The organism is Modestobacter sp. KNN46-3 (assembly GCF_011039295.1).
The window spans coordinates 1-23,716 of sequence record NZ_JAAKGN010000029.1 but is presented as its reverse complement, the minus strand read 5'-3'; the positions used below and the strand labels follow the sequence as shown (position 1 = coordinate 23,716).

Annotated in this window: 22 protein-coding genes; 18 read left to right on the top strand and 4 right to left on the bottom strand. The window is 74.2% G+C overall.

The genetic code is table 11. The features are described 5' to 3' along the window. Nucleotides 1-53: 53 nt before the first annotated feature. The gene (locus G5C62_RS09095) at nucleotides 54-1,022 is read left to right on the top strand and encodes an FHA domain-containing protein (protein WP_036340082.1); all 969 of its coding nucleotides are present in this window, start codon (nucleotides 54-56) and stop codon (nucleotides 1,020-1,022) included. A gap of 42 nt (nucleotides 1,023-1,064) precedes the next feature. Here G5C62_RS09095 and G5C62_RS09090 read toward each other — a convergent pair whose 3' ends face one another. Beyond that, the gene (locus G5C62_RS09090) at nucleotides 1,065-1,478 is read right to left on the bottom strand and encodes a helix-turn-helix domain-containing protein (protein WP_164700730.1); all 414 of its coding nucleotides are present in this window, start codon (nucleotides 1,476-1,478) and stop codon (nucleotides 1,065-1,067) included. 81 nt (nucleotides 1,479-1,559) lie between these two features. Between G5C62_RS09090 and G5C62_RS09085 the strand changes: the two genes are divergently transcribed. After that, nucleotides 1,560-2,387 (top strand): NAD(P)H-binding protein, encoded by an 828-nt coding sequence (locus G5C62_RS09085; protein ID WP_164700729.1) that lies wholly within the window; start codon nucleotides 1,560-1,562, stop codon nucleotides 2,385-2,387. A 7-nt stretch (nucleotides 2,388-2,394) separates the two neighbouring features. On the opposite strand, the gene glgX is transcribed toward G5C62_RS09085, so the two are convergent. After that, nucleotides 2,395-4,563 carry a glycogen debranching protein GlgX gene (glgX, locus tag G5C62_RS09080; RefSeq protein ID WP_164700728.1) on the bottom strand — a complete coding sequence of 723 codons (2,169 nt, stop codon included), beginning with the start codon at nucleotides 4,561-4,563 and terminating at the stop codon, nucleotides 2,395-2,397. 63 nt (nucleotides 4,564-4,626) lie between these two features. Between glgX and G5C62_RS09075 the strand changes: the two genes are divergently transcribed. The 10 genes from G5C62_RS09075 to ligA all read left to right on the top strand — a co-directional run bounded on the left by G5C62_RS09075 (nucleotide 4,627) and on the right by ligA (nucleotide 16,702). Beyond that, entirely contained in the window at nucleotides 4,627-5,427 is an 801-nt protein-coding gene (locus G5C62_RS09075) for an ABC transporter ATP-binding protein (RefSeq protein ID WP_036340073.1), read from the top strand. 56 nt (nucleotides 5,428-5,483) lie between these two features. Beyond that, entirely contained in the window at nucleotides 5,484-6,269 is a 786-nt protein-coding gene (locus G5C62_RS09070; RefSeq protein ID WP_036340071.1) for an enoyl-CoA hydratase/isomerase family protein, read from the top strand. Between the two features lie 43 nt (nucleotides 6,270-6,312). Next, nucleotides 6,313-7,422, top strand: coding sequence for a PLP-dependent cysteine synthase family protein (locus G5C62_RS09065; protein WP_206330545.1), 1,110 nt, complete (start codon nucleotides 6,313-6,315; stop codon nucleotides 7,420-7,422). 117 nt (nucleotides 7,423-7,539) lie between these two features. After that, the gene (locus G5C62_RS09060; protein ID WP_036340068.1) at nucleotides 7,540-8,319 is read left to right on the top strand and encodes an electron transfer flavoprotein subunit beta/FixA family protein; all 780 of its coding nucleotides are present in this window, start codon (nucleotides 7,540-7,542) and stop codon (nucleotides 8,317-8,319) included. Between the two features lie 46 nt (nucleotides 8,320-8,365). Further along, entirely contained in the window at nucleotides 8,366-9,328 is a 963-nt protein-coding gene (locus G5C62_RS09055) for an electron transfer flavoprotein subunit alpha/FixB family protein (protein ID WP_036340065.1), read from the top strand. Nucleotides 9,329-9,528: 200 nt separating this feature from the next. Further along, nucleotides 9,529-10,719: a cysteine desulfurase family protein gene (locus G5C62_RS09050; RefSeq protein WP_164700727.1), complete on the top strand. Its 1,191-nt coding sequence runs from the start codon at nucleotides 9,529-9,531 to the stop codon at nucleotides 10,717-10,719. 1 nt (nucleotide 10,720) lies between these two features. Beyond that, a complete protein-coding gene (mnmA, locus tag G5C62_RS09045) occupies nucleotides 10,721-11,818 on the top strand; it encodes a tRNA 2-thiouridine(34) synthase MnmA (protein WP_164700726.1) in 1,098 nt (365 codons plus the stop codon). Between the two features lie 41 nt (nucleotides 11,819-11,859). Continuing rightward, complete coding sequence (locus G5C62_RS09040; RefSeq protein ID WP_206330544.1) at nucleotides 11,860-12,906, top strand: methionine synthase; 1,047 nt, start codon at nucleotides 11,860-11,862, stop codon at nucleotides 12,904-12,906. A 312-nt stretch (nucleotides 12,907-13,218) separates the two neighbouring features. Continuing rightward, nucleotides 13,219-14,418: an HNH endonuclease signature motif containing protein gene (locus G5C62_RS09035; protein WP_164700725.1), complete on the top strand. Its 1,200-nt coding sequence runs from the start codon at nucleotides 13,219-13,221 to the stop codon at nucleotides 14,416-14,418. A 112-nt stretch (nucleotides 14,419-14,530) separates the two neighbouring features. Next, nucleotides 14,531-16,702 carry an NAD-dependent DNA ligase LigA gene (ligA, locus tag G5C62_RS09030; RefSeq protein ID WP_206330543.1) on the top strand — a complete coding sequence of 724 codons (2,172 nt, stop codon included), beginning with the start codon at nucleotides 14,531-14,533 and terminating at the stop codon, nucleotides 16,700-16,702. Between the two features lie 25 nt (nucleotides 16,703-16,727). On the opposite strand, the gene G5C62_RS09025 is transcribed toward ligA, so the two are convergent. Then, nucleotides 16,728-17,390 carry an ACT domain-containing protein gene (locus G5C62_RS09025; RefSeq protein ID WP_036340050.1) on the bottom strand — a complete coding sequence of 221 codons (663 nt, stop codon included), beginning with the start codon at nucleotides 17,388-17,390 and terminating at the stop codon, nucleotides 16,728-16,730. 195 nt (nucleotides 17,391-17,585) lie between these two features. Between G5C62_RS09025 and gatC the strand changes: the two genes are divergently transcribed. The 5 genes from gatC to G5C62_RS09000 are packed head-to-tail and all read left to right on the top strand — an operon-like array spanning nucleotide 17,586 to nucleotide 21,668. Further along, nucleotides 17,586-17,885 (top strand): Asp-tRNA(Asn)/Glu-tRNA(Gln) amidotransferase subunit GatC, encoded by a 300-nt coding sequence (gatC, locus tag G5C62_RS09020; protein WP_164700724.1) that lies wholly within the window; start codon nucleotides 17,586-17,588, stop codon nucleotides 17,883-17,885. After that, nucleotides 17,882-19,414, top strand: a complete 1,533-nt coding sequence (gene gatA, locus G5C62_RS09015; RefSeq protein WP_164700723.1) for an Asp-tRNA(Asn)/Glu-tRNA(Gln) amidotransferase subunit GatA — start codon at nucleotides 17,882-17,884, stop codon at nucleotides 19,412-19,414. Before gatC ends, gatA begins: the two co-directional genes overlap by 4 nt. Then, complete coding sequence (locus G5C62_RS09010) at nucleotides 19,411-19,611, top strand: hypothetical protein (protein ID WP_164700722.1); 201 nt, start codon at nucleotides 19,411-19,413, stop codon at nucleotides 19,609-19,611. Before gatA ends, G5C62_RS09010 begins: the two co-directional genes overlap by 4 nt. Then, nucleotides 19,608-21,116: an Asp-tRNA(Asn)/Glu-tRNA(Gln) amidotransferase subunit GatB gene (gene gatB, locus G5C62_RS09005; RefSeq protein WP_164700721.1), complete on the top strand. Its 1,509-nt coding sequence runs from the start codon at nucleotides 19,608-19,610 to the stop codon at nucleotides 21,114-21,116. Before G5C62_RS09010 ends, gatB begins: the two co-directional genes overlap by 4 nt. 9 nt (nucleotides 21,117-21,125) lie before the next feature. After that, on the top strand, nucleotides 21,126-21,668 hold the full coding sequence (locus G5C62_RS09000) for a GNAT family N-acetyltransferase (protein ID WP_052091596.1): 543 nt from the start codon (nucleotides 21,126-21,128) through the stop codon (nucleotides 21,666-21,668). Nucleotides 21,669-21,684: 16 nt separating this feature from the next. Here G5C62_RS09000 and G5C62_RS08995 read toward each other — a convergent pair whose 3' ends face one another. After that, entirely contained in the window at nucleotides 21,685-22,833 is a 1,149-nt protein-coding gene (locus G5C62_RS08995) for a sorbosone dehydrogenase family protein (RefSeq protein WP_052091595.1), read from the bottom strand. A gap of 65 nt (nucleotides 22,834-22,898) precedes the next feature. Between G5C62_RS08995 and G5C62_RS08990 the strand changes: the two genes are divergently transcribed. Further along, nucleotides 22,899-23,716, top strand: an 818-nt coding sequence (locus G5C62_RS08990; RefSeq protein WP_206330542.1) for an NAD(P)-dependent oxidoreductase, incomplete at its 3' end; no start/stop codon positions are given.

Genomic DNA, 23,716 nt, shown 5'->3' with positions numbered 1-23,716 from the left:
AGCCACGCGCCCGTGCGGCACGGGATCCGTGCGCGGTCATTAGGCTGGCCGTCATGCCCGACCGCTGTGAGGTCCTCCCCGGAGACTCTGTCGTCGCCCGCCATGGCGGTGGTCTGCTGTGGGTCGATGCCCCCGGGTCACCGGCGCTGGTGGCCGCCCTGCACGCCTGCCTGGGGGTCTCCGGCCCCGGGGCCGAGCGCGTGCTCGGCGCCGTCGCCGGTCAGGTGTCCCGGCTCGCCGACGGGCCGGCGTCCTTCGCCCTCGTGCTCGCCGACACCTCCGGTGGCACCGGGGCCGGCGTCGCGCTCTGGTCGGGCAAGGGCCAGCCGGCCGTGGACGGCGTCCCGGTCTCCGGCTCGGCGGTCGACGGCTGCACGCTGGCCTCCGGGTTCGCGCTCGGGCAGACCCTCTACGTCGGCCCGGGCCAGCCCGCCGCGGCGATGCCCCCGGGCGTCGCACTCGACCTCGTCGAGGGCACCGTGCCCGGTTCCGGTGCCCTGCTGCAGCTCGCGGCGCCCGCATCGCCGTCCGTCGCCGTCCCGCCGGCCACCTCCCTGCCCACCGGTGAGTCCTTCACCGCCGGCTCCGACGCGGGCTTCGGCAACTCGGGTCGGGTCGCCAGTCAGCCGGTCGGTCAGGGCGGGGAGCAGACCGCCTTCTGGCGGCCCGAGCCCCCGGCCGCGCCGGTGCTGCGCTTCGACGACGGCCTGGTCGTCAACGTCGACGAGGACCTGGTCCTCGGTCGCCGTCCCGACGGCCACGACCTGGTGACCACCGGCAACGCCCGGCCGGTGCCGATCGCCGACACCCAGAACGTGCTCTCCTCCGCCCACGCCGCCATCCAGCGCGCCGGTCGGGAGGTCTCCCTGACCGACCTGGGCTCGCTCAACGGCACCCACGTCGCCGGCCCGGAGGCCACCGAGTGGACCCAGCTGGAGCCCGGCGTGCCGCACCCGCTCGCCGACGGTGACCGGCTGCTCCTCGGCTGGACCGTCATCACCTTCGAGCAGGCCGCGGAGTGATGCGAGGCCCCCTGTGCGGGGGGCCTCGCCGGGATGCGCCCGTCAGCGCACGCCGGACCCCGGGTTGCCCGCGTCCCACTCCGCCCGCGACCGGGTGACCGCCTCCCGGGTGCTCGCCGACCAGTCCGCGAGCACCCGCACCAGGCCGCTGAGCTCGCGGCCGCGCTGGGTCAGCTCGTAGGTGACCGTGGCGGGCACCGTGGGGTAGACGGTCCGGGTCACCAGCCCGTCGCGCTCCAGCCGCCGCACGGTCAGGGTGAGCATCCGCTGGGAGACGCCCACGACCGCCCGCTGCAGTTCGCCGAAGCGCCGGGTGCCGGCGGAGAGCTCGGCGATGACCAGCACCGACCAGGTGTCGCCGACCCGGTCCAGGACGTCGCGGATGCCGCAGTCCGGGTGGGTGGGAGAGCCGCAGGGGTCGAGCAGGTCGGTTCCCCCGGTGTGCCCTGCTGACATGGAAGTGCCTCCTTGTCCGGCCCCGGTGGGCCGTCGACGATCACGCCAGTCGTGCATCGTCCCCTCGAGGAAGAAGATCCCATGCTGCTCGTCACCGGCGCGTCCGGTCAGCTCGGCTCACGCGTCCACACCGGCCTGGTCACTGCGGGGCTCCCGGCCCACGCGGGCAGCCGCACCCCCAGCGCGTTCGGACCCACCGGCCGGCTCCTCGACCTGGACGACCCGGCGACGCTGGACCTCGCCGGCGTCGACGTCCTGGTGCTCGTGTCGGCGGGGTACGCCGAGGACGACGTCGTCCTCACCCGGCACGACCGGGTGCTGACCGCCGCCGAGGAGCAGGGGGTCGGGCACGTCGTCTACACCAGCCTGACCGGGGCCGGGGACCACCTCGGGTTCGCCCTGGCCCACCGCTGGACCGAGCGGCGGCTGGCGTGCAGCGGGTTGCGCTGGACCGTGCTGCGCAACGGCCTCTACGCCGAGCTGTTCGGGCAGCTGGCCGCCCCGCAGGACGGGGTGGTGGCCGCCCCGTTCGGCTCGGGTGCGCTCGCCGCGGTGGCGCGGCAGGACCTGGCCGACGTGGCCGTCCGGGTGGCGGCTGACGTCGCGGCCGACTCTTCGGCCCACGTCGGCCGGGTCTACGAGCTGGCCGGCACCACGGCGTTCACCGCAGCGCAGCTGGCTCAGGCCTGGGGAGCGGAGCACCGGCCGGTCACGCTGGCAGCGCAGCGGACGGCGCTGGCGGGACAGGACCTGCTGCCCTTCCAGCCGGCGATGCTGATGTCGATCTACTCGACGGTGGCTGCCGGGCTGCTCGCCGACACCCGCAGCGACCTGCCCGACCTGCTGGGGCACCCGCCCCGGGACGCGTTGGCCGCCGCAGTGGCGGCCGGCGTGCCCGAGGCGACCTGATCAGGGGTCAGGGCGTGCCGTGCGCCGTCGGCGTACGGACCACCCGCATCGCCCAGGAGGAGTGGCCGGGCAGCTGTGCGGGGCCCGGCGGCAGCGCGGTCGGCTGCGGGGGAGTGCCGGTCGGGTACTCGGTGGCCAGCACCAGCTCGTAGCCGTCGCCCCAGGGCGCGCCCGGGAGGACGACGTCGATCGGGTCGGCGCCTGCATGCAGCCAGATCAGCCACGAGTCGTCGAGCACCGGCCGCCCCCGCTCGTCGCGGTGCCGCAGGCCCCGGCCGTCCAGGTACATCCCGAGGGTCTGCAGGCCGGTGTCGAACCAGTCGCTGCTGGTGAGCTGGTGCCCGCCGGGGGCGAACCAGGCCAGGTCGCGGGTGCCGCCCGTGCCGGCGATCTCGGTGCCCTCGAAGAAGGCCTCCTGCCGCAGCACGGGGGAGCGGCGCCGCAGCCCGACCAGGGTGGACACGAAGCTCCACAGGTCGGGGTCGATGGCACCCCAGTCGAGCCAGGAGACCTCGTTGTCCTGGCAGTAGGCGTTGTTGTTGCCGCCCTGGGTGCGCCCCAGCTCGTCACCGGCGGTCAGCATCGGCACCCCGGTCGACAGCAGCAGCGTGGCCAGGTGGTTGCGCACCTGCCGGGCGCGCAGCTCGCGCACCGCGGGGTCGTCGGTCGGGCCCTCGACGCCGCAGTTCCAGTTGCGGTTGTGGCCCTCGCCGTCCCGGTTCTCCTCGCCGTTGGCGTCGTTCCGCTTCTGCTCGTAGGTGACGAGGTCGGCCAGGGTGAACCCGTCGTGGGCGGTCACGAAGTTGACCGAGGCGAAGGGACGCCGGCCGTCGGAGCGGTACAGGTCGGAGGAGCCGGTGAGCCGGTAGGCCAGGTCGCGCACCCCCACCTGGGCGCCGGACCAGACGTCGCGCACGGTGTCCCGGTACTTGCCGTTCCACTCCGTCCAGGGCGGCGGGAAGTTGCCGACCTGGTAGCCGCCCTCGCCGACGTCCCACGGCTCGGCGATCAGCTTCACCGTGCTGACCACCGGGTCCTGGTGCACGACGTCGAAGAAGGCCGACAGCCGGTCGACGTCGTGCATCGACCGGGCCAGGGCGGAGGCGAGGTCGAACCGGAAGCCGTCGACGTGCATCTCGGTGACCCAGTAGCGCAGCGAGTCCATCAGCAGCGCCAGCACCGGGGGACGGCGGACGTCGAGGGTGTTCCCGCAGCCGGTGTAGTCGGTGTAGCGCGACAGGTCGTCACCGCTGCCGGGGCCGCCCAACCGGTAGTAGCCGGCGTTGTCGATGCCGCGGAAGGACAGGGTCGGCCCGGTGTGGTCGCCCTCGGCGGTGTGGTTGTAGACGACGTCCAGGATCACCTCGATGCCCGCGGCGTGCATCGCCTTGACCATCGCCTTGAACTCGGTGACCTGCTCACCGCCGGTGCCCGCCGAGCTGTAGGCCGCGTGCGGGGCGAAGTAGCCGAGCGTGTTGTAGCCCCAGTGGTTGGTCAGCCCGCGGCGGAGCAGGTGTGGCTCGCTGACGAAGTGGTGCACCGGCAGCAGTTCGACCGCGGTCACCCCGAGGGACAGCAGGTGCTCGACGAACGCCGGGTGGGCCAGGCCCGCGTAGGTGCCGCGCAGCGCCGAGGGGACGTCGGGGTGGCTCATCGTGGCGCCCTTGACGTGCACCTCGTAGATGACCGTGTCGCTCCACGCGGTGCGCAGCACGCGGTCGCCGTCCCAGGGGAACGAGTCGTGGATGACCACCCCACGGGGCACGAACGGCGCCGAGTCGGTCGGGTCGGCGGCGAACGGGTCGGCCGGGGACCAGCCGAAGAGGGCGTCGTCCAGCACGAGCTCGCCGTCCACGGCCCGGGCGTAGGGGTCCAGCAGCAGCTTCGCCGGGTTGTACCGGGCGCCGGAGGCGGGGTCGTGCGGGCCGTGCACCCGGTAGCCGTAGCGCTGGCCGGGGCCCACGCCCGGCAGCCGGCCGTGCCACACCTGGTGGGTGGTCTCCTGCAGCCGCTGCCGGTGCTCGGTGCCATCGGGGTCGAACAGGCACAGGTCGACCGCGGACGCGCCGGCCGACCACAGGGCGAAGTTGGTGCTCGTGCCGTCCCAGTGGGCGCCCAGCGGCGCCGCCGAACCGGGCCACACCTCGACCGGTCGGTCACTCGTCCATGCGGTCACCCCGGCATCGTGCCCGACGACGGGCCCGCACCCGGTGACCACGACGCGCGGCGGGTTGGTTGGATGGCAGGCGTGTGGACTGAGCCGGTCGTCGAGATCCGCGGAGTGGACGTCGTCCGGGGCCAGGCGCACCTGTTGCGCGCGGTCGACTGGACCGTCCGGCCCGACGAGCGCTGGGTGCTGCTGGGCCCCAACGGGGCGGGGAAGACGACGCTGCTGCAACTGGTCGGCGCGCAGCTGCACCCCACCCGTGGGGAGGTGGGGATCCTCGGCGAGACCCTCGGCGCGGTCGACGTCTTCGAGCTGCGCCCGCGGATCGGGCTGACCAGCGCGGCGCTGGCGCAGCGGATCGGCCCAGGCGAGCGGGTCGGCGACGTCGTGGTGAGCGCCGGGTACGCCGTCGTCGGCCGGTGGCGGGAGCGCTACGACGTGCACGACCTGACCCGCGCGGCGCTGCTGATGCAGCAGTGGGGCGTGGCCCGGATGGCGCACCGCCCCTTCGGCACGCTGTCGGAGGGGGAGCGCAAGCGCACCCAGATCGCCCGCGCACTGATGACCGACCCGGAGCTGCTGCTGCTCGACGAGCCCGGCGCCGGGCTGGACCTGGGCGGCCGGGAGGACCTGGTCACCCGGCTGTCGGACCTGGCCCGCGACCCGAACGCACCCGCGCAGGTGCTGGTCACCCACCACGTCGAGGAGATCCCGCCGGGGTACACCCACGCGCTGCTGCTGCGCGGTGGTGAGGTGGTCGGCTCCGGCCCGGTGGACGACGTGCTGACCGCGCCGCTGCTGTCGGACGCCTTCGGTCTGCCGCTGGACGTGCAGCGCGAGAACGGGCGGTTCACCGCCCGCCGCGCCACCTAGGGTCTGACCCACGACCGATCCCGGACACCGACGTCCCGCAGCACACGGAGGCCCGCATGGCAGCGCCCGAGTTCGTCACCCTCCAGGTCGAGGACGGCGTCGGCACCATCCGGCTCGACCGGCCGAAGATGAACGCGATCGACGAGCAGCTGCACTGGGAGGTGCGGGCCGCGGCGCTGGAGGCGGGCAAGGACCCCGAGGTGCGGGCGGTCGTCCTCTACGGCGGGGAGCGGGTGTTCGCCGCCGGGGCCGACATCAAGGCGATGTCCCAGCTGACCGGCGCGAGCATGGTCGCCTGGGGCCGGGAGCTGACCGCCTCGTTCACCACGGTCGCCCACATCCCGAAGCCGGTGATCGCCGCGATCACCGGCTACGCCCTCGGCGGCGGCTACGAGCTGGCGTTGTGCGCCGACTTCCGGATCATGGGCCGCGACGCGAAGGTGGGGCAGCCGGAGATCCAGCTCGGGGTGATCCCGGGCGCCGGCGGCACCCAGCGGCTGGCCCGGTTGGTCGGCCCGGCCAAGGCCAAGGACCTGGTGTTCACCGGCCGGCACGTGGGCGCCGAGGAGGCACTGGAGATGGGGCTGGCGGACGCCGTCGTCCCCGACGACGAGGTCCACGCGACCGCCGTGGCGATGGCCCGGAAGTTCGCGGCCGGTCCGCCGCTGGCGCTGGCCGCCGCGAAGCGGGCCATCGACGAGGGCCTGGACGGCAGCCTGGCGGCCGGCCTGGAGCTGGAGAGCCGACTGTTCGCCGAGCTGTTCGACACCGAGGACCAGGCGACCGGGATGCGCTCGTTCCTGGAGAGCGGCCCGGGCAAGGCGACCTTCACCGGCCGCTGAGCACCCGGCGCCGCCGGGGACGGGCATGCGGCACCATGCCCCGGTGACCGCCGTGCGCCCCACCGACGTCGACCGCTCCGACCCGGGCGGGCGGGCCTGGGTGGAGCGGGCAGTCGCGCTGGTGGAGGCCGACGCGCACCGGTCCGCCGACACCCACCTGCTGGTCTACCCGCTGCCGCCGGAGTGGGGCATCGACCTGTACCTGAAGGACGAGTCGACCCATCCCACCGGCAGCCTCAAGCACCGGCTGGCGCGCTCGCTGTTCCTCTACGCGCTGTGCTCGGGGCAGCTGCACGAGGGCAGCACCGTGGTGGAGGCCTCCAGCGGGTCGACGGCGGTCAGCGAGGCCTACTTCGCCCGGATGCTCGGCCTGCCCTTCGTCGCGGTGATGCCGGCGAGGACGAGCGCGGAGAAGATCGCCCTCATCGAGTTCCACGGGGGCCGCTGCCACCTGGTGGCCGACGCCGGCACCGTCTACGACGAGGCCCGGCGGATCGCCGCGGAGACCGGCGGTCACTACCTCGACCAGTTCACCAACGCCGAGCGGGCCACCGACTGGCGCGGGAACAACAACATCGCCGAGTCGGTCTTCGAGCAGCTGAGCCGGGAGCGGCACCCCGTCCCGGAGTGGGTCGTCGTCGGCGCCGGCACCGGCGGCACCAGTGCCACGATCGGCCGGTACGTCCGGTACCGCCGGCTGCCCACCCGGCTCGCCGTCGTCGACCCGGAGGGCTCGGCGTTCTTCCCCGGTTGGCGGGACGCCGACCCGGCCACCACCGGGCGGGGCTCGCGGATCGAGGGCATCGGCCGGCCCCGGGTGGAGCCCTCGTTCGTGCCGACCATCGTCGACCGGATGGTCTGCGTGCCCGACGCCGCCTCGCTGGCGGCCATGCGACACCTGGAGCGGGTCGCCGGGCGCCGGGCCGGCGGCTCGACCGGCACCAACCTGTGGGGCGCGTTCGGGCTCATCGCCGAGATGCTCGCCGCCGGCCGCACGGGCAGCGTGGTCACGCTGTTGTGCGACGGCGGGGAGCGCTACGCCTGCACCTACTACGACGACGCCTGGGTGACGGCGCAGGGCCTGGACCTCGCACCGCACACCGCCGTCCTCGAGCACTTCGCCCGCACGGGGGAGTGGACAGCCGCCGGGTGAGCCGGGTCACCCGGCCCCGCCCTCCCCGTCGGGTGTTACCCGCAAGTAGCCTCGATGATCGGCACGAGGCGGGCCTCGCCCGCGCCCACCCGAACCACCGCGGAGGTTGGTCTGACGATGAACATCGTCGTTCTGGTCAAGCAGGTCCCCGACTCCGGCAGCGAGCGGAAGCTGGACCCGTCGGACAACACCGTCGCGCGGGCCACCGCCGACAACGTGATCAACGAGATGGACGAGTACGCCATCGAGGAGGCGCTCACCGTCAAGGAGGCGCAGGGCGGTGAGGTCACGGTCCTGACCGTCGGTCCCGACACCGCCACCGACGCCATCCGCAAGGCCCTGTCGATGGGCGCGGACAAGGCCGTGCACGTCAGCGACCCGGCGATCCACGGCTCCTGCGCCGTGCAGACCAGCGCCGTCATCGCTGCCGCGCTGTCGCAGCTGGAGTACGACCTGGTGCTGTGCGGCGCCGAGTCCACCGACGGTCAGGTCTCGGTGATGCCGGCGCTGCTGTCGGAGCGGCTGGGCATCCCGCAGCTGTCCGGCGCCCGCAAGCTGACGATCGAGGGCTCGATGGCCAAGATCGAGCGGCAGACCGACGGCGGCTACTGGGAGGTCGAGGCGCCGCTGCCGGCGATCGTCTCCACCTGGGACACGATCAACGAGCCGCGCTACCCCTCCTTCAAGGGGATCATGGCGGCCAAGAAGAAGCCGGTGGAGACCAAGACCCTGGCCGATCTCGGCATCGACGCGTCGACCGTGGGCCTGGCCACCGCCACCAGCAAGGTCGTCGACTTCGCCGGCCGCCCGCCCAAGGGCGAGGGCGTGAAGGTCGCCGACGAGGGCGACGGTGCCGAGAAGCTGGTCGGCTACCTGGCCGCCCAGAAGATCGTCTGACCGGCTGCGACCGTGCTGAAGACTCAGAGCTGAGGAGAGAACAGACATGGCAGAGGTCCTGGTCCTTGCCGAGCTCAACCCCGCCGCCGGTGGGCCCCGCAAGTCGACGCTGGAGGCGCTGACCGCCGCGCGTGCGCTCGGTGAGCCCGCCGCCGTCGTCATCGGCGCCCCCGGCACCGCCGCGGGCATCAAGGACGTGCTGGCCGAGTACGGCGCGGCGAAGGTCTACGTCGCCGAGTCCGACGACGTCGACGCCTACCTGGTGGCCCCCAAGGCCGAGGTGCTGGCACAGCTGGTCGCTGAGAAGTCGCCGGCCGCGGTCGTCATCCCGTCCTCCCCGGAGGGCAAGGAGATCGCCGGCCGGCTGGCCATCAAGACCGGCAGCGGCTTCCTGACCGACGTCACCGAGATCGCCGCCGACGGCACCGCCACCCAGGTGGCGTTCGCCGGGGCGACGATCGTGCACTCGCAGGTCACCGTCGGCACGCCGATCTACACCCTGCGCGGCAACTCGGTCACCCCCGAGCCGGCCCCGGCCGCCGGCACCGAGGAGACGGTGCAGGTCGCCGTCTCCGAGGCCGCCAAGCAGACCCGGGTGCTCGACCGGGTCGTGGAGCAGAAGTCCAACCGCCCGGAGCTGACCGAGGCCGCGATCGTCGTCTCCGGCGGTCGGGGGGTGGCGAGTGCGGAGAACTTCTCGGTGATCGAGGGGCTGGCCGACTCCCTCGGTGGCGCCGTCGGCGCCTCCCGCGCCGCCGTCGACTCCGGCTTCTACCCGCACTCCTTCCAGGTCGGGCAGACCGGCAAGACGGTCTCGCCGCAGCTGTACATCGCGGTGGGCATCTCCGGGGCGATCCAGCACCGGGCCGGCATGCAGACCTCGAAGACCATCGTCGCGGTGAACAAGGACCCCGAGGCGCCGATCTTCGAGCTCGCCGACTTCGGCGTGGTGGGCGACCTGTTCACCGTCGTCCCGGCGGCCACCGAGCAGATCAGCGCCCGCAAGTAGCAGGAGGACCCTCCTGCTCCCTCGCGACGAGGGGCCGCAGGAGGGTCGCCCCAGCACGTCGCGTCGGGCGCCGGCCTCCGGGTCGGCGCTCGGCGCACGTCGCGGCCACAGGCACGAGGAGGCGGGAAGGCCGTGCGCACTTCCACCTGTCGGACACGATCGGGTTGCCCCCGGCGGGCGAGGCCTACGCTGGCTCTGCCATGACCTACCTCGACCACGCGGCGACGACCCCGATGCTGCCGGTCGCGCTCGCGGCCATGACCGAGCAGCTGGCCCGGGTGGGCAACGCCTCCTCCCTGCACGCCAGCGGCCGCGAGGCCCGGCGGGTGGCCGAGCAGTCGCGGGAGCGCCTGGCCGCCGCCCTGGGGGCGCGGCCGTCGGAGGTGCTGTTCACCGGTGGTGGCACCGAGGGGGACAACCTCGCGGTCAAGGGGCTGTACTGGGCCCGCCGCACCGCCGACCAGGGACGTCGCCGGATCGTGGCCAGCCCGGCCGAGCACCACGCCGTCCTCGACAGCGTCGAGTGGCTGGAGAAGCACGAGGGCGCCGAGGTCACCTGGCTGCGGGTCGAGCCGACCGGCCGGGTCACCGCCGACGCGCTGGCCGACGCCCTCGGCGACGGGGGGGACGTCGCCCTGGCCACCGTCATGTGGGCGAACAACGAGATCGGCGCCGTCAGCGACCTGACCGCGCTGGCCGCCGTCGCCCACGAGGTCGCGGTGCCGTTGCACACCGACGCGGTGCAGGCGATCGGCCAGTCGCCGCTGGACTTCGCCGCCAGCGGCGTCGACGCCCTGACCATGACCGGGCACAAGGTGGGTGGCCCGATGGGCGCCGGTGCGTTGCTGCTGCGCCGGGACGCCGAGTGCACCCCGCTGCTGCACGGTGGCGGGCAGGAGCGCGACGTCCGGTCCGGCACCCTGGACGTCGCCGCGATCGTCGGGCTGGCCGCGGCCACCCACGCCACGGTCGCGGACCGGGCCGAGCGCACGGCGCGGGTGGCCGCGCTGCGCGACCGACTGGTCGCCGGGGTGGTCACCGAGGTGCCCAACGCCCAGCTCAACGGCCCACCGCTGGACGACGTGGTGGCCGGTGGTCCCGGGCGGCTCCCGGGCAACGCACACCTGTCCTTCCCCGGTGCGGAGGGCGACGCGCTGCTCATGCTGCTGGACGCCCGGGGCATCGAGTGCTCGACCGGGTCGGCCTGCAGCGCAGGCGTCGCCCGGCCCAGCCACGTGCTGCTGGCCGCCGGCGCCGACCCCGCCCGGGCCCGCAGCTCGCTGCGGTTCAGCCTGGGGCACACCTCGACCGACGCCGACGTCGACGCACTGCTCGAGGTGATCGGCCCGGTCGTGGAGCGGGCCCGTCGGGCCGGGACCGGGCGGCACTGAGATGCGACTGATCGCCGCCATGAGCGGGGGAGTGGACTCCGCGGTCGCCGCCGCACTCGCCGTCGAGGCGGGGCACGACGTCACCGGCGTGCACCTGGCGCTCTCACCCGACCGGCAGACGCTGCGCAGCGGTGCCCGAGGGTGCTGCAGCGTCGAGGACTCCCACGACGCCCGGCGGGTCGCCGACGAGCTGGGCATCCCGTTCTACGTCTGGGACCTGGCCGACCGGTTCCGTGAGGACGTCATCGACGACTTCGTCGCCGAGTACGCCGCCGGCCGGACCCCGAACCCCTGCCTGCGCTGCAACGAGAAGATCAAGTTCTCCGCCGTGCTCGACCGGGCCCGGGCGCTGGGCTTCGATGCCGTCGTCACCGGGCACCACGCCCGGCTGGCCGACGGCGAGCTGCGTCGCTCGGTCGCCCCGGCGAAGGACCAGTCCTACGTGCTCGGCGTGCTCACCGCCGAGCAGTTGGCCGGCGCCGTCTTCCCACTCGGCTCGATGACCAAGGAGCGGGTGCGGGAGCTGGCGGCCGAGCGCGGCTACGCGGTGGCCACCAAGCCGGACTCGCACGACATCTGCTTCATCTCCGACGGCGACACCCGCGGCTTCCTCGCCCGGAAGCTGGGTGAGCAGCCCGGCCCGGTCGTCGACGCCGCCACCGGCCAGACCGTCGGGACGCACGCCGGCGCGCACGGCTTCACCATCGGCCAGCGTCGTGGGCTGGGTGTCACCGTCGGTGACCAGCGCCCGCGGTACGTGCTCGGGATCGAGCCGGTCAGCCGCACCGTGACGATCGGCACGGCGGACCAGGCGGAGGTCGACGAGGTGCGCACCGGGACGCCCACCTGGACCGGGCCGGTGCCCGACCTGCCGTTCCGGGCCCAGGTGCAGCTGCGCGCCCACGCCACGCCGGTCGCCTGCGAGGTCTCCCTCGCCGACGACGGTGGGCTGTGCCTCGTGCTGGGGGAGCGCCAGCGCGGAGTGGCCCCGGGCCAGTCGGCCGTGCTGTACGCACCGGACGCCGAGCGGGGTGACCTGGTGCTCGGACAGGGCACCGTGATGCGCGCCGGTGAACGGCCGGAGACCGCACTGAGCTGACCGTCGCCGGTGCCGGCGGGACGGCGGGCTACGGTCGGCACGTGACCTCGGCGACGCACTTCCCGGACGACAGCAGTGAGCCGGGCGCCGACGGCGAGGTGCGGTCGGCGCTCCCGGTGTGGGGGCCGGCCACCGGGGTCGGGTCCCTGCCCGGCACCGACCCGGTCGAGGCGATGCGGCTGGTCGTCGGCGAGCTGCCGGACCTCCCGCACCTGCCCGAGCTGCCCGGCCGCGGCGCCGGGTCGGACCTGATCGGTCGCGCGGCCGCACTGCTGGTCGACCTCTACGTGGACCTCACCCCGGCTGGCTGGCGGCTGGTCGCCCGTCCGGGCGCCGACCTGCGCCGGGCCCGGGAGGCACTGGCCCGCGACCTGGACGCCCTCTACGAGGTGGCCGAGCGCTACGTGGGGCCGTTGAAGATCCAGGTGACCGGTCCGTGGACCCTGGCCGCCGGGCTGGAGCGCAGCCGTGGCGACCGGGCCGTGGTGGACGCCGGGGCGCGCCGCGACCTGGCGCAGTCCCTCGCCGAGGGGATCGGTGCCCACGTCGCGGCCGTCTCCGCCCGGGTGCCCGGGGCCTCGGTCCTGGTGCAGCTGGACGAGCCGTCGGTGCCCGCCGTGCTGCAGGGCGGCCTGCCCACCGTCAGCGGCTTCGGCAAGCTGTCGGCGATCGAGTCGAACGTCGTGGAGGAGCAGCTCGCCGGGCTCGTCCGCCAGGTGTCGGCGCCGGTCGTGGTGCACTGCTGTGTCCAGCGCGCTCCGCTCGACCTCTTCCGGGCCGCCGGGGCGCAGGGGCTCTCCTTCGACCTGGGCCTGGTGCAGGACCTCGACGCCGTCGGCACCGCCATCGAGGCGGGCACCCACCTGCTCGTGGGCGTCGTCCCCGGCACCGACACCGACCTGGGCCGGCCGAAGGCGACCGCCAGCCGCGTGCAGGCCTGGTGGCGGGAGCTGGGGTTTCCGGCCGAGGAGCTGGCCGGCGCGGTGACGCTCACCCCGTCCTGCGGCCTGGCCGGGGCGAGTCAGGGCTACGCCCGGACGGCGATGGCACACGTCCGCGAGGCCGCGAAGTACCTGCTGCCGGAGTGACGCCCCGGTCGAGCCCAGGCTGCCGACCTCGCTGACCGGGCTCCGTCGTCTCCGTGAGCGCCCACTGGGCGGCGGCATCCCGCGCCTGCGCCGACGTGGCGCGGCGGTCGTCGAGGAGCGGCTGGAGAGCGCGGTCGACACCGAGTGCACCAGGCAATGGTGTCGTCCGGGGCGGTGGCGGGTGTGCTGGACCGACCCTGTCAAGGGGCGACGGCAATCTGTGGACAGGCCTCTGACCTGCATCTTAGTGTTGCTCGGGGTCCTCGACGGCGGTAGTATTCGTACAAGCGTTCGAATGCTGTAGGAGGTGTCGTGAGCGAGTTGATGTCGGCTCTGGACGCCCTCGCGTCGGACGATCTCCACTCGCTCACGGACGGGCAGGTGCTGGACCGGACGGCGTTCCTGGTGCAACTGGTCAACCGTGCGTCGGCGGAGTTGACCCGCACGGTCCGGCGCGCGGACTCCACGCAGGCGGCGGAGCGCGACGGGTTGAAGTCGATGCGGTCATGGCTGATCGGGCACGCGCGGCTGTCGCAGGCGGAGGCGTCGCGGATCCTGCGGTCGGGGCGGGCGTTGGAGCACTTCCCGGCGCTGGCGGCCGGGTTCGCCGACGGGCAGATCACCGCGGCGCAGGTGGACGTGGTCGCCGGTGCCGTGGGGGAGCGGGAGCGGGCGCAGGCCGCCGAGCAGGGCATCGACCTGGCCGCGTTCGACCAGGTGTGGGCGCGCGTGGCGGCCGAGTCGCCGCACCAGTCGCTGGTCGCCGCGGTGCAGGCATTCGAGGACGCGCTGGACCCCGACGGCCCGGAGCCGGATGCGACGGAGGGTCGCCGGCTCGCGATCGCCAAGCACGCCGACGGCAGCATCACCGGCCGGTTCGACCTGGATGCGGTGGGTGGGGAGAAGGTGCAGGCGGCGATCGAGTCGATCGTGCAGGCCGACCGCCCCAAGGGTGATGCGCGGACCCGGGCGCAGCAGAACGCCGACGCGCTCGTCCAGCTGTGTGACAACCAGTTGGCCAGCGGTCAGCTGCCGATCCTGCGCACGGTGAAGCCGCACGTTGTGGTCGGCATCGACCTCGATGACCTGGTCGACCCGGCCATGGGTGCCGGTGCGGCGGGGATGGGTTTCGGGGCGACGATCTCCGCGGCGCGGGCTCGCTACCTGGCTTGTGACGGCAGCATCTCCCGGATCGTGATGGGTTCCGACGGCGTGCCCCTCGAGCTCGGCCGGGACCACCGGGTGGTCACCCCCGGGCTGCGGAAGGCCGTCGAGCGGCGGGACAAGGCCTGTGTGTTCGCCGGCTGTGGGGCCCCGTCCTGGTGGTGCGACGTCCACCACCTCATCCACTGGCTGCACGGCGGCGAGACCTCGCTGGGGAACTCAGCGTTGTTGTGCGAACGGCACCACACCAAGGTCCACCACGGCTTCCGGGTGGAACGCCCACCGGACGGGCGATGGCGCACCTACCGCCCCGACGGCACCGAGATCCTCATCGGGCTACCGCTGTAGCAGCGTAGGAGGCTGCTCGTCGGGCTACCGCTGTAGCGGCGTAGGAGGCTGCTCGCTGCCCGAGGTGGCGCGCTGCCGTTTCCCGTCGGAGCCGCCGGATAACGTCTCGTCCGTGAGCAGCGAGGCAGGGGAGCAGGACACGGTGGAGCTGGCCGACCAGCCCACGGTCGAGGCGGCCGTCGACCGGGAGGACGTCACCGAGGTGCCCGACGAGGCCCGCACCCGGCACCGCGACCTGTCCGAGGAGCTCGACCGGTACGCCTTCGCCTACTACGTGCAGGACGCCCCGCTGGTCAGCGACGGCCAGTACGACGAGCTGATGGGCGAGCTCAAGGCGTTGGAGGCCGCCCACCCCGCTCTGCTGACACCGGAGTCGCCCAGCCAGAAGGTCAACGGCGGCTTCGGCGCCACCTTCGCCCCGGTCGCCCACCCGGAGCGGATGCAGAGCCTGGACAACGCCTTCTCCTCCGACGAGCTCTCCGCCTGGGCCGCCCGCGCGGAGCGGGACGGTGCCGCCGGCGCCGGCTACCTCTGCGAGCTGAAGGTCGACGGGCTGGCCATCGACCTGGTGTACGAACGCGGCCGACTGATCGGTGCGGCCACCCGCGGCGACGGGACGACGGGGGAGGACGTCACCGCGAACGTGCGCACCCTGGCCGTCGTCCCCCAGCAGCTGACCGGCGACGACGTGCCGGAGTTCCTGGAGGTTCGCGGTGAGGTCTACTTCCCGGTCGCCGCCTTCGCCGAGGTCAACGCCGGGCTGGTGGAGGCGGGCAAGCCGCCGTTCGCCAACCCGCGCAACGCCGCGGCCGGCTCGCTGCGGCAGAAGGACGCCCGCGAGACGGCGAAGCGCCCGCTCAGCATGGTCGTGCACGGCATCGGCGCGCGCCGCGGCTTCGAGCCCGCCCGCCAGTCCGAGGCCTACGAGCAGCTGCGCGCCTGGGGGCTGCCGGTCAGCGAACGGTACGAGGTGGTCGACGACCTCACCGGGGTCTGGGCCTACATCGAGCGGTACCGCGAGCAGCGGCACGCCGTCGAGCACGAGATCGACGGCGTCGTCGTCAAGGTCGACCAGGTCTCCCTGCAGCGCCGGCTCGGGTCGACCAGTCGCGCGCCGCGGTGGGCCATCGCCTTCAAGTACCCCCCGGAGGAGGCGACGACGAAGCTCCACGACATCCGGGTCAACGTCGGCCGCACCGGGCGGGTCACCCCGTTCGCCTACATGGAGCCGGTGAAGGTCGCCGGGTCCACCGTGCAGCTGGCCACGCTGCACAACGCCAGCGAGGTCAAGCGCAAGGGCGTGCTGATCGGCGACACGGTCGTCATCCGCAAGGCCGGCGACGTCATCCCCGAGGTGCTCGGCCCGGTGGCCGCGGCCCGCGACGGCTCCGAGCGGGAGTTCGTCTTCCCCACGCACTGCCCCGAGTGCGGCACCGAGCTGCGGCCGGAGAAGGAGGGCGACGCAGACATCCGCTGCCCGAACGCCCGCTCCTGCCCCGCCCAGCTCCGGGAGCGGGTCTTCCACGTCGCCGGCCGCGGCGCCTTCGACATCGAGGTGCTCGGCTACGAGGCGGCGACCGCCCTGCTGGAGAGCCGGCTGCTCGCCGACGAGGGCGACGTCTTCACCCTCGACGAGGACGCGCTGTGCCGCACCGACTTCTTCACCAAGAAGGACGGCACCCTCTCGGCCAACGGGAAGCGTCTGCTGGCCAACCTGCAGACCCGCAAGGACGTCCCGCTGTGGCGGGTGCTCGTGGCGCTGTCGATCCGGCACGTCGGCCCCACGGCGGCCCAGGCGCTCGCCCGGGAGTTCCGCTCGGTCGACCGGTTGATGGCCGCGAGCGAGGAGGAGCTGGCCGCTGCCGAGGGCGTCGGGCCGACCATCGCCACGGCGGTGCGGGACTGGTTCACCGTCGACTGGCACCGCGACGTGGTGGAGAAGTGGCGGGCCGCGGGGGTGCGGCTGGCCGACCCCGAGTCTGACTCCGGGCCCGGGCCGCTGACCGGCATCACCGTCGTCGTCACCGGCTCGCTGCGCGACCACAGCCGGGACCAGGCGATCGCCGCCATCCAGGAGCGCGGGGGCAAGGTCACCGGCTCGGTGTCGAAGAAGACCGGCTTCGTCGTCGTCGGCGCCGATCCCGGCAGCAAGTACGACAAGGCCGTCGCGGTGAAGGCGCCGGTCCTGGACGACGACGGCTTCACGGTCCTGCTCGAGCAGGGGCCGGACGCCGCCCGCGAGGTCGCCACCATCGGCGACGGCGCGGAGCCGGCGGACAGCTGAACCGTCGCCCCGGCGGGCCGGAGGGCTACGGCGGGGGCAGCCGGGCGACCGTGGCGGCGAGCCCGGTCAGGTGGGCCAGCCGCAGCAGCTCCGACCGGCGGAACACCGGCCCGCCGGACCGGCCGAGCAGCACCGCGGTGCCCTCGGGGTCCAGCGGCGCGGCCATCATCTCCACCGCCATCTCCTGCCAGCGCAGCGGCACCCAGTCGCCGTCGCTTGGCAGCAGCAGGGGCGTGGTCAGCGGCAGCCACGGGGGGCGGACGCTGTCCAGCGACGGTGCGGCGGCGGAGGCGGCCAGCACGGTGAGCTGGTCCGCGGAACCGGCGAGCACCACCGCCCACCCACTGCGGAACACCCGGGGGAGCTCGGCGGCCAGCACCTTGGCGGTGCCCGCCCCGGCCGGGGTCAGCGCCTCGAGCAGCTCCAGCTCCCGGTGGGTGTCCATCGGACCGGCGAAGGGGCGCAGCGACTCGACCTGCACACCCGGCACCGCGGTGGCGGCGGTGATCAGGCTGTCGGCGACCCGGTCGGCGGGGAGCTCCACGACGACGTCGTCGACGGCGACACCGTTGCCGCGCTCCAGGACGTCGACCGAGACGATGTCGATGCCGGCCTGGCCGAGCGCCGTGGCGACGGCGCCCAAGGTGCCGGGCCGGTCGGGGACGACCAGCCGCAAGAGGTAGGACACGGATCCCCCCGGACGTCGTGCTGAGGCGGAGCCGATCACCGTCGATCGCGGACAGGGGGAGCCTGCCGCATGGAGGGGTCCCGGACCAACCCGGCTCGCGGTCGGGCGGCCCGGTCGCGCCACGTAGAGTGGCTGAGTCCTGGAGCGAGTCGAGGCCGGGCCCGTCCGGCCGGCGAAGTGGGGTCCCAGCGCAGCATGAGCAGCATCTCCCGTTCCGACGTCGCACACCTGGCGCGTCTGTCGCGCCTGGCCGTCACCGACGAGGAGCTCGACCGGTTCGCCGGCCAGCTCGACCAGGTGCTCGCCGCCGTCGCCCGGGTCGGTGAGGCCGCGGTGCCCGACGTGCCGCCGATGACCCACGCCGTCCCGCTGACCAACGTGCTCCGCCCCGACGAGGTGACCCCCAGCCTGTCCCGCGACGTCGTGCTGGCCGGTGCGCCCGCCGCCGAGGACGGCCGCATCCGCGTGCCGCGCATCCTGGGGGACGCCGAGTGACCGGCACCAGCAGTGACCTGACCCGCGCCGACGTCGCCGAGCTGTCCCGGCTGCTCGGCTCCGGTGAGGTGAGCGCCGTCGAGGTGACCCGCGCGCACCTGGACCGGATCGCCGCCGACGACGGCCGGCTCGGCGCCTACCTGCACGTCGAGGACGACGCCGCGCTCGCCGCGGCCGCCGCGGTCGACCAGGCCCGCGCCACCGGCGCCGAGCTCGGCCCGCTGGCCGGCGTGCCGCTGGCGCTGAAGGACCTGGTGGTCACCGAGGGCGTGCCCACGACGAGTGGCTCGAAGATCCTCGAGGGCTGGCGCCCGCCGTACAGCGCCACGGTCGCCACCCGGCTCGCCGAGGCCGGCACCGTGCTGCTGGGCAAGACCAACATGGACGAGTTCGCGATGGGCTCCTCCACCGAGAACTCCGCCTACCAGGTGACCCGCAACCCCTGGGACGCCGAGCGCATCCCCGGCGGCTCCTCCGGCGGCTCCAGCGCCGCGGTCGCCGGGCACCTCGCGCCCTGGTCGATCGGCACCGACACCGGCGGCTCCATCCGGCAGCCGGCCGCGCTCACCGGGCTGGTCGGGCACAAGCCGACCTACGGCTCGGTCTCCCGCTACGGCCTGATCGCCTTCTCCTCCAGCCTGGACCAGGCAGGGCCGATGGCCCGCACGGTGCTGGACGCCGCGGTGATGCACGAGGTCATCGGCGGTCACGACCCGCGCGACTCCACCAGCATCGACACCCCGCTGGCCCGGCTGGCCGACGCCGCCCGGGAGGGTGCGGCCGGCGACCTGCGCGGCGTGCGGGTCGGGGTCGTGCGCGAACTCGGCGGTGACGGTCACGCCGAGGGCTACGAGCCCGGCGTCCTGGCCCGCACCCGCGAGGCGATCGAGGTGCTGGCCGGGCTGGGCGCGGAGGTCACCGAGGTCTCCTGCCCGTCCTTCGACCTGGCGCTGCCCGCCTACTACCTGATCGCGCCGAGCGAGGCCTCCAGCAACCTGGCCCGCTACGAGGGCGTCCGGTTCGGCCTGCGGGCCGGTGACGACGGCAGCCGCGACCTGGACGAGGTCATGGCGATCACCCGGGAGCAGGGCTTCGGCCCGGAGGTCAAGCGGCGGATCATCCTCGGCACCTACGCGCTCTCCAGCGGCTACTACGAGGCCTACTACGGCCAGGCGCAGAAGGTGCGCACGCTGATCACCCGCGACTTCAGCGCCGCCTTCGCCGACGTGGACGTGCTGGTCAGCCCCACCACCCCGACCGTCGCCTTCCCGATCGGGACCCGGGTCGACGACCCGATCTCGATGTACGCCGCCGACCTGTGCACCCTGCCGGCCAGCCTGGCCGGCCTCCCGGCGATCTCGGTGCCCAGCGGGCTGTCCGAGGGGCTGCCGGTGGGGCTGCAGGTGATGGCCCCGGCGCTGGCCGACGACCGCTGCTACCGGGTCGCCGCCGCACTCGAGGCCGCGCAGGACGCCGCCCGCGGCCACCGGCTGCTCGACGAGCTGGGCGCCACAGCGGGTGCCGCGTGAACGGGCCCATGAAGGCCGCCTGGGGGCTGACCGTCTTCGTGATCGTCGCCGGCGCGGTGCTCTGGGCCGTCACCGGCCAGGCGATCTTCGCCGTCTTCATCGTGCTGGGCGTGCTGACCGCTGTCGGTGCCTGGTTCACCACCCGCAGCGCCGCCACCGGCTCGACCACGACGTCCCACCCGGAGGAGAAGCCATGACCAGCACCGCCGACCGGCTGGTCGAGTTCGACGACGTCCTGACCCGCTACGAGCCGGTCATCGGGCTGGAGACCCACGTCGAGCTGGGCACCGCCTCCAAGATGTTCTGCGGCTGCGCCACCACCTTCGGTGCCGAGCCCAACACCCAGACCTGCCCGGTGTGCCTGGGCATGCCCGGCTCGCTGCCGGTGGCCAACGCCGCCGCGGTCGAGGCGACCATCAAGATCGGCCTGGCCCTGGGCTGCCGGATCGCGAACTGGTCGCGCTTCGCCCGGAAGAACTACTTCTACCCCGACATCCCCAAGGGCTTCCAGACCAGCCAGTACGACGAGCCGCTGTGCGTCGCCGGCCACCTGGACGTCGAGGTCGACGGGACGACGCACCGCGTGGAGATCGAGCGGGTCCACCTGGAGGAGGACACCGGCAAGAACCTGCACGTCGGTGGCGCCACCGGGCGCATCCACGGCGCCGACCACTCGCTGATCGACTTCAACCGGGCCGGCATCCCCCTGGTCGAGATCGTCACCCGCCCGGTGCCCGGCGCCGGCCGGCTGGCCCCCGAGGTCGCCCGCGCCTACGTCACCGAGCTCCGCGAGATCGTCCAGGCACTCGGCGTCTCCGACGTCCGGATGGAGCAGGGCAGCCTGCGCTGCGACGTCAACATCTCGCTCAACCCGGTCGGCGACCTGGAGTGGGGCACCCGCACGGAGACCAAGAACGTCAACTCGCTCCGGTCGGTCGAGCGCGCCGTCCGCTTCGAGATGCGCCGGCAGGCCGCCGTCCTCGACGGAGGCGGCCGGATCGTGCAGGAGACCCGGCACTTCCACGAGGACACCGGCAGCACCTCCTCCGGGCGCAGCAAGGAGGAGGCGACCGACTACCGGTACTTCCCCGAGCCCGACCTGGTGCCGCTGGCGCCCGACGCGGAGTGGATCGAGAAGCTGCGCGCCGAGCTCCCCGAGCTGCCCGCCGCCCGGCGCGCCCGGCTCCAGCAGGAGTGGGGCATCTCCGGCACGGAGATGACCTGGCTGGCCAACGCCGGTGCGCTCGGCCTGGTCGAGCAGACCGTCGCCGCCGGCGCCACCCCGGGTGACGCCCGCAAGTGGTGGCTGGGCGACCTCGCCCGCCGGGCCAACGAGGCCGGCACCGAGCTGGGCGAGCTGGCGATCACCCCGGCGCAGGTGGCCGAGCTGGTCGGCCTGGTCAACGCGGGCACCATCAACGACGGGCTGGCCCGCCAGGTGCTCGACGGCGTGCTGGCCGGCCAGGGCGGCCCGGCGCAGGTCGTCAAGGCGCAAGGGCTGGCGGTGATGGGGGAGTCCGACGAGCTGGTCGCCGCCGTCGAGGCCGCGATCGCCGGCGCCCCCGACGTCATCGCCAAGGTCAAGGCCGGCAAGGTCCAGGCGCTGGGTGCGCTCGTCGGGGCGGTCATGAAGACCACCCGCGGCAAGGCCGATGCCCCCACGGTGAAGCGGATGCTGGAGGAGCGGGTGCTGGGCTCCTAGCCTGGGGCGGTGGGGCTGCCCGCCGTCGAGCTGCGCCCGCTGCGGCGGGCGGACTTCCCGCTGCTCAGCCGCTGGCTGGCCGAGCCACTGGTCGCCCGGTGGTGGGACGACGACCCGAGCCCCGCCGCGGTCGAGCGGCAGTACGGGCCGAGCGTCGACGGCGCCGACCGGACGGCGGTGTACCTCGGCGTCCACCACGGGCAGCCGTTCGGGCTGGTGCAGGTCTACGCCTTCGCCGACGAACCGGAGTCGCTCGCCGAGCTGTCGGCGATCTGCGAGGTGCCCGCGGGCGCACTGAGCATCGACTACCTGGTCGGCGAACCGGGGGCCCGCGGCCGGGGGCTGGGCGCAGCGATGATCGCCGCCGCCGTCGCCCGCGGCTTCGCCGACCACCCCGAGGCGCACGACCTCCTGGTGCCGGTGGCACTGGGCAACGAGGCCTCCTGGCGGGCGCTGCGCCGCGCCGGGGCGCACTGGTACGCCGACGGTGAGCTGGTGCCGGACAACCCGGTCGACCCACCCGACCACGTGGTCCACCGCTTCACCCGGTAGCCCGGTCGGCCCGGCCTCAGAGCGGGGAGCCGGCCGAGGAGGTCGGCGGGAGCACCCGCAGCACCTTGTCGTCGTCCTCGGCCGGCGTGCCCACCCCGTCGCGGTTGGAGGTGGTGATCCACAGCGCGCCCTCGGCGTCCAGGGCCACCGAGCGCAGCCGGCCGTAGTCCTCGTCCAGGAACGCCGTCGGCTCCTCGACCGGGACCCGTGCCCCGTCGAGCTCGACGACGTGCACCTGCTTCCCGTCGAGCGCCCCGAGGAAGACGTAGGGGCCGGTGACCGCGCAGCCGCCCAGCCCGCCCTCCTCCCCGGGCACCTCGAGCACCGGTGCGACGCCGCCGGGCCCGTAGTCGCCGCCGGCGACGAGTGCGTTGAACTCGTCGGTCCCCTGCAGCGCGTCGTCGGTCCCGTAGAGCTGGTCGCCGCCCTGGCAGAGCGCGGTGACGTCCCGGTGCCCGCGGGTCAGGACCGGGTCGGCGCCGACCGGCTGACCGAAGACGTCGACGGCCAGCACCTTCCCGGCCAGCGACGCCGGGTCGGCCGCCAGCGCAGGGTCCCCGACGTCGCCGGTGCCCACGTAGAGCACGCCGTCCGGCCCGAACAGCAGACCGCCGCCGTTGTGCACCTCGCCGCGGGGGATGCCGGTCAGCACCGGGTTGGGGGTGCCGCCGATCGGGAAGCGCACCACCCGGTTGTCGGTCGCGGTGGAGACGTAGGCGTAGAGCAGCCCGTCCTCGGCGAACGTGGGCGAGAGGGCCAGCCCGAGCAGCCCGCCGTCCCCGCCGGTGTCGACGCTCGGCACGGTCATCAGCTCTCGGGGCTGGGCGCGGTCGGGGAAGACCTGCAGCAGCCGCCCGGTGTCCCGCTCACCGACCACCGCCGTCCCGTCCGGCAGCAGCGCCAGGCCGGTGGGCACGACGAGGTCGGTGGCGACCACGTTCGGGTCACCGGCCTGCGCGTCCTCGGCGCCCGGGGTGGACGGCCGGCCGGGCGCCGGGATCGGGCTGCTCTCCTGCGGCGGTGCGACCTGCGGGGGCTGCCCCTGCGGCACGTCGCGGAAGGGGCCGGCCGGCTCGTAGCCGCCGCCGCAACCGGCCAGCAGCAGCCCGCCCAGGAGCAGTGCCGTCAGCCGCCGGGCACCGGGTGCCGTCGTCCGCCGTCCCACCTCGGCAACAGTACGGCGGTTGCCCGGCGCGCTGCGCCGAGCGGGCCCGCCTAGGGTCGGGACCCGTGCCCGACGTCACCGGTCCCGACACCGCCACCACGCTGCCCCTGGGCCCGGAGGAGACGCTGCACGTGCTCGTCCCCTCCCGGGCCCTCGCCGAGGCGGTCGAGGCCCTCTCGCCCCGCGTCCGCGCCCACCGGTTCCCCGACGAGGGGCCGCCCACCGGGGAGGCGGCGCAGGCCCAGGTGCTGGTGCCGCGCGGCGGCGGCGAGATCGCCGCCGAGGTGCTGGACGCGCTGCCGCAGCTGCGGCTGGTCCAGCTGATGAGCGCGGGGGCGGAGAAGTTCGTCGGCCGGCTCCCCGAGCGGGTCACCCTGTGCAACGCCCGCGGCGCGCACACCCCCTCGACCGCGGAGTGGGCGGTCGCCGCCACGCTGGCCGCGCAGCGGGGCATCCCGCACTTCACCCGCGAGCAGGACGCCGGTCGCTGGGACTTCCGCACCGAGCACTCCCTGATCGGCGCCAGGGTGCTGATGGTGGGCGCCGGCGACATCGGCCGCACGATCGGCCGGATGATGGCCGGCTTCGACGTCGACATCACGTACGTCGCCCGCACCGCCCGGGACGGGGTGCGGAGCATCGACGAGCTGCCGCAGCTGCTGCCCGAGGCCGACGTCGTGGTGCTCATCGTGCCGGTGACCCCGCAGACCATCGGCCTCGTCGACGCCGCCTTCCTGGCCGCGATGAAGGACGACGCCCTGCTGGTCAACGCCGCCCGCGGCGTGGTCGTGGACACCGACGCCCTGCTGGCCGAGCTGACCTCGGGCCGGCTGCGCGCCGCCCTGGACGTGACCGACCCGGAGCCGCTGCCCGCCGGGCACCC

Coding starts and splice junctions, on each gene's coding strand:
- G5C62_RS09095 (WP_036340082.1), top strand. CDS start 54: ATGCCCGACCGCTGTGAGGTCCTCCCCGGAGACTCTGTCGTCGCCCGC.
- G5C62_RS09090 (WP_164700730.1), bottom strand. CDS start 1,478: ATGTCAGCAGGGCACACCGGGGGAACCGACCTGCTCGACCCCTGCGGC.
- G5C62_RS09085 (WP_164700729.1), top strand. CDS start 1,560: ATGCTGCTCGTCACCGGCGCGTCCGGTCAGCTCGGCTCACGCGTCCAC.
- G5C62_RS09075 (WP_036340073.1), top strand. CDS start 4,627: ATGGCAGGCGTGTGGACTGAGCCGGTCGTCGAGATCCGCGGAGTGGAC.
- G5C62_RS09070 (WP_036340071.1), top strand. CDS start 5,484: ATGGCAGCGCCCGAGTTCGTCACCCTCCAGGTCGAGGACGGCGTCGGC.
- G5C62_RS09060 (WP_036340068.1), top strand. CDS start 7,540: ATGAACATCGTCGTTCTGGTCAAGCAGGTCCCCGACTCCGGCAGCGAG.
- G5C62_RS09055 (WP_036340065.1), top strand. CDS start 8,366: ATGGCAGAGGTCCTGGTCCTTGCCGAGCTCAACCCCGCCGCCGGTGGG.
- G5C62_RS09050 (WP_164700727.1), top strand. CDS start 9,529: ATGACCTACCTCGACCACGCGGCGACGACCCCGATGCTGCCGGTCGCG.
- mnmA (WP_164700726.1), top strand. CDS start 10,721: ATGCGACTGATCGCCGCCATGAGCGGGGGAGTGGACTCCGCGGTCGCC.
- gatC (WP_164700724.1), top strand. CDS start 17,586: ATGAGCAGCATCTCCCGTTCCGACGTCGCACACCTGGCGCGTCTGTCG.
- gatB (WP_164700721.1), top strand. CDS start 19,608: ATGACCAGCACCGCCGACCGGCTGGTCGAGTTCGACGACGTCCTGACC.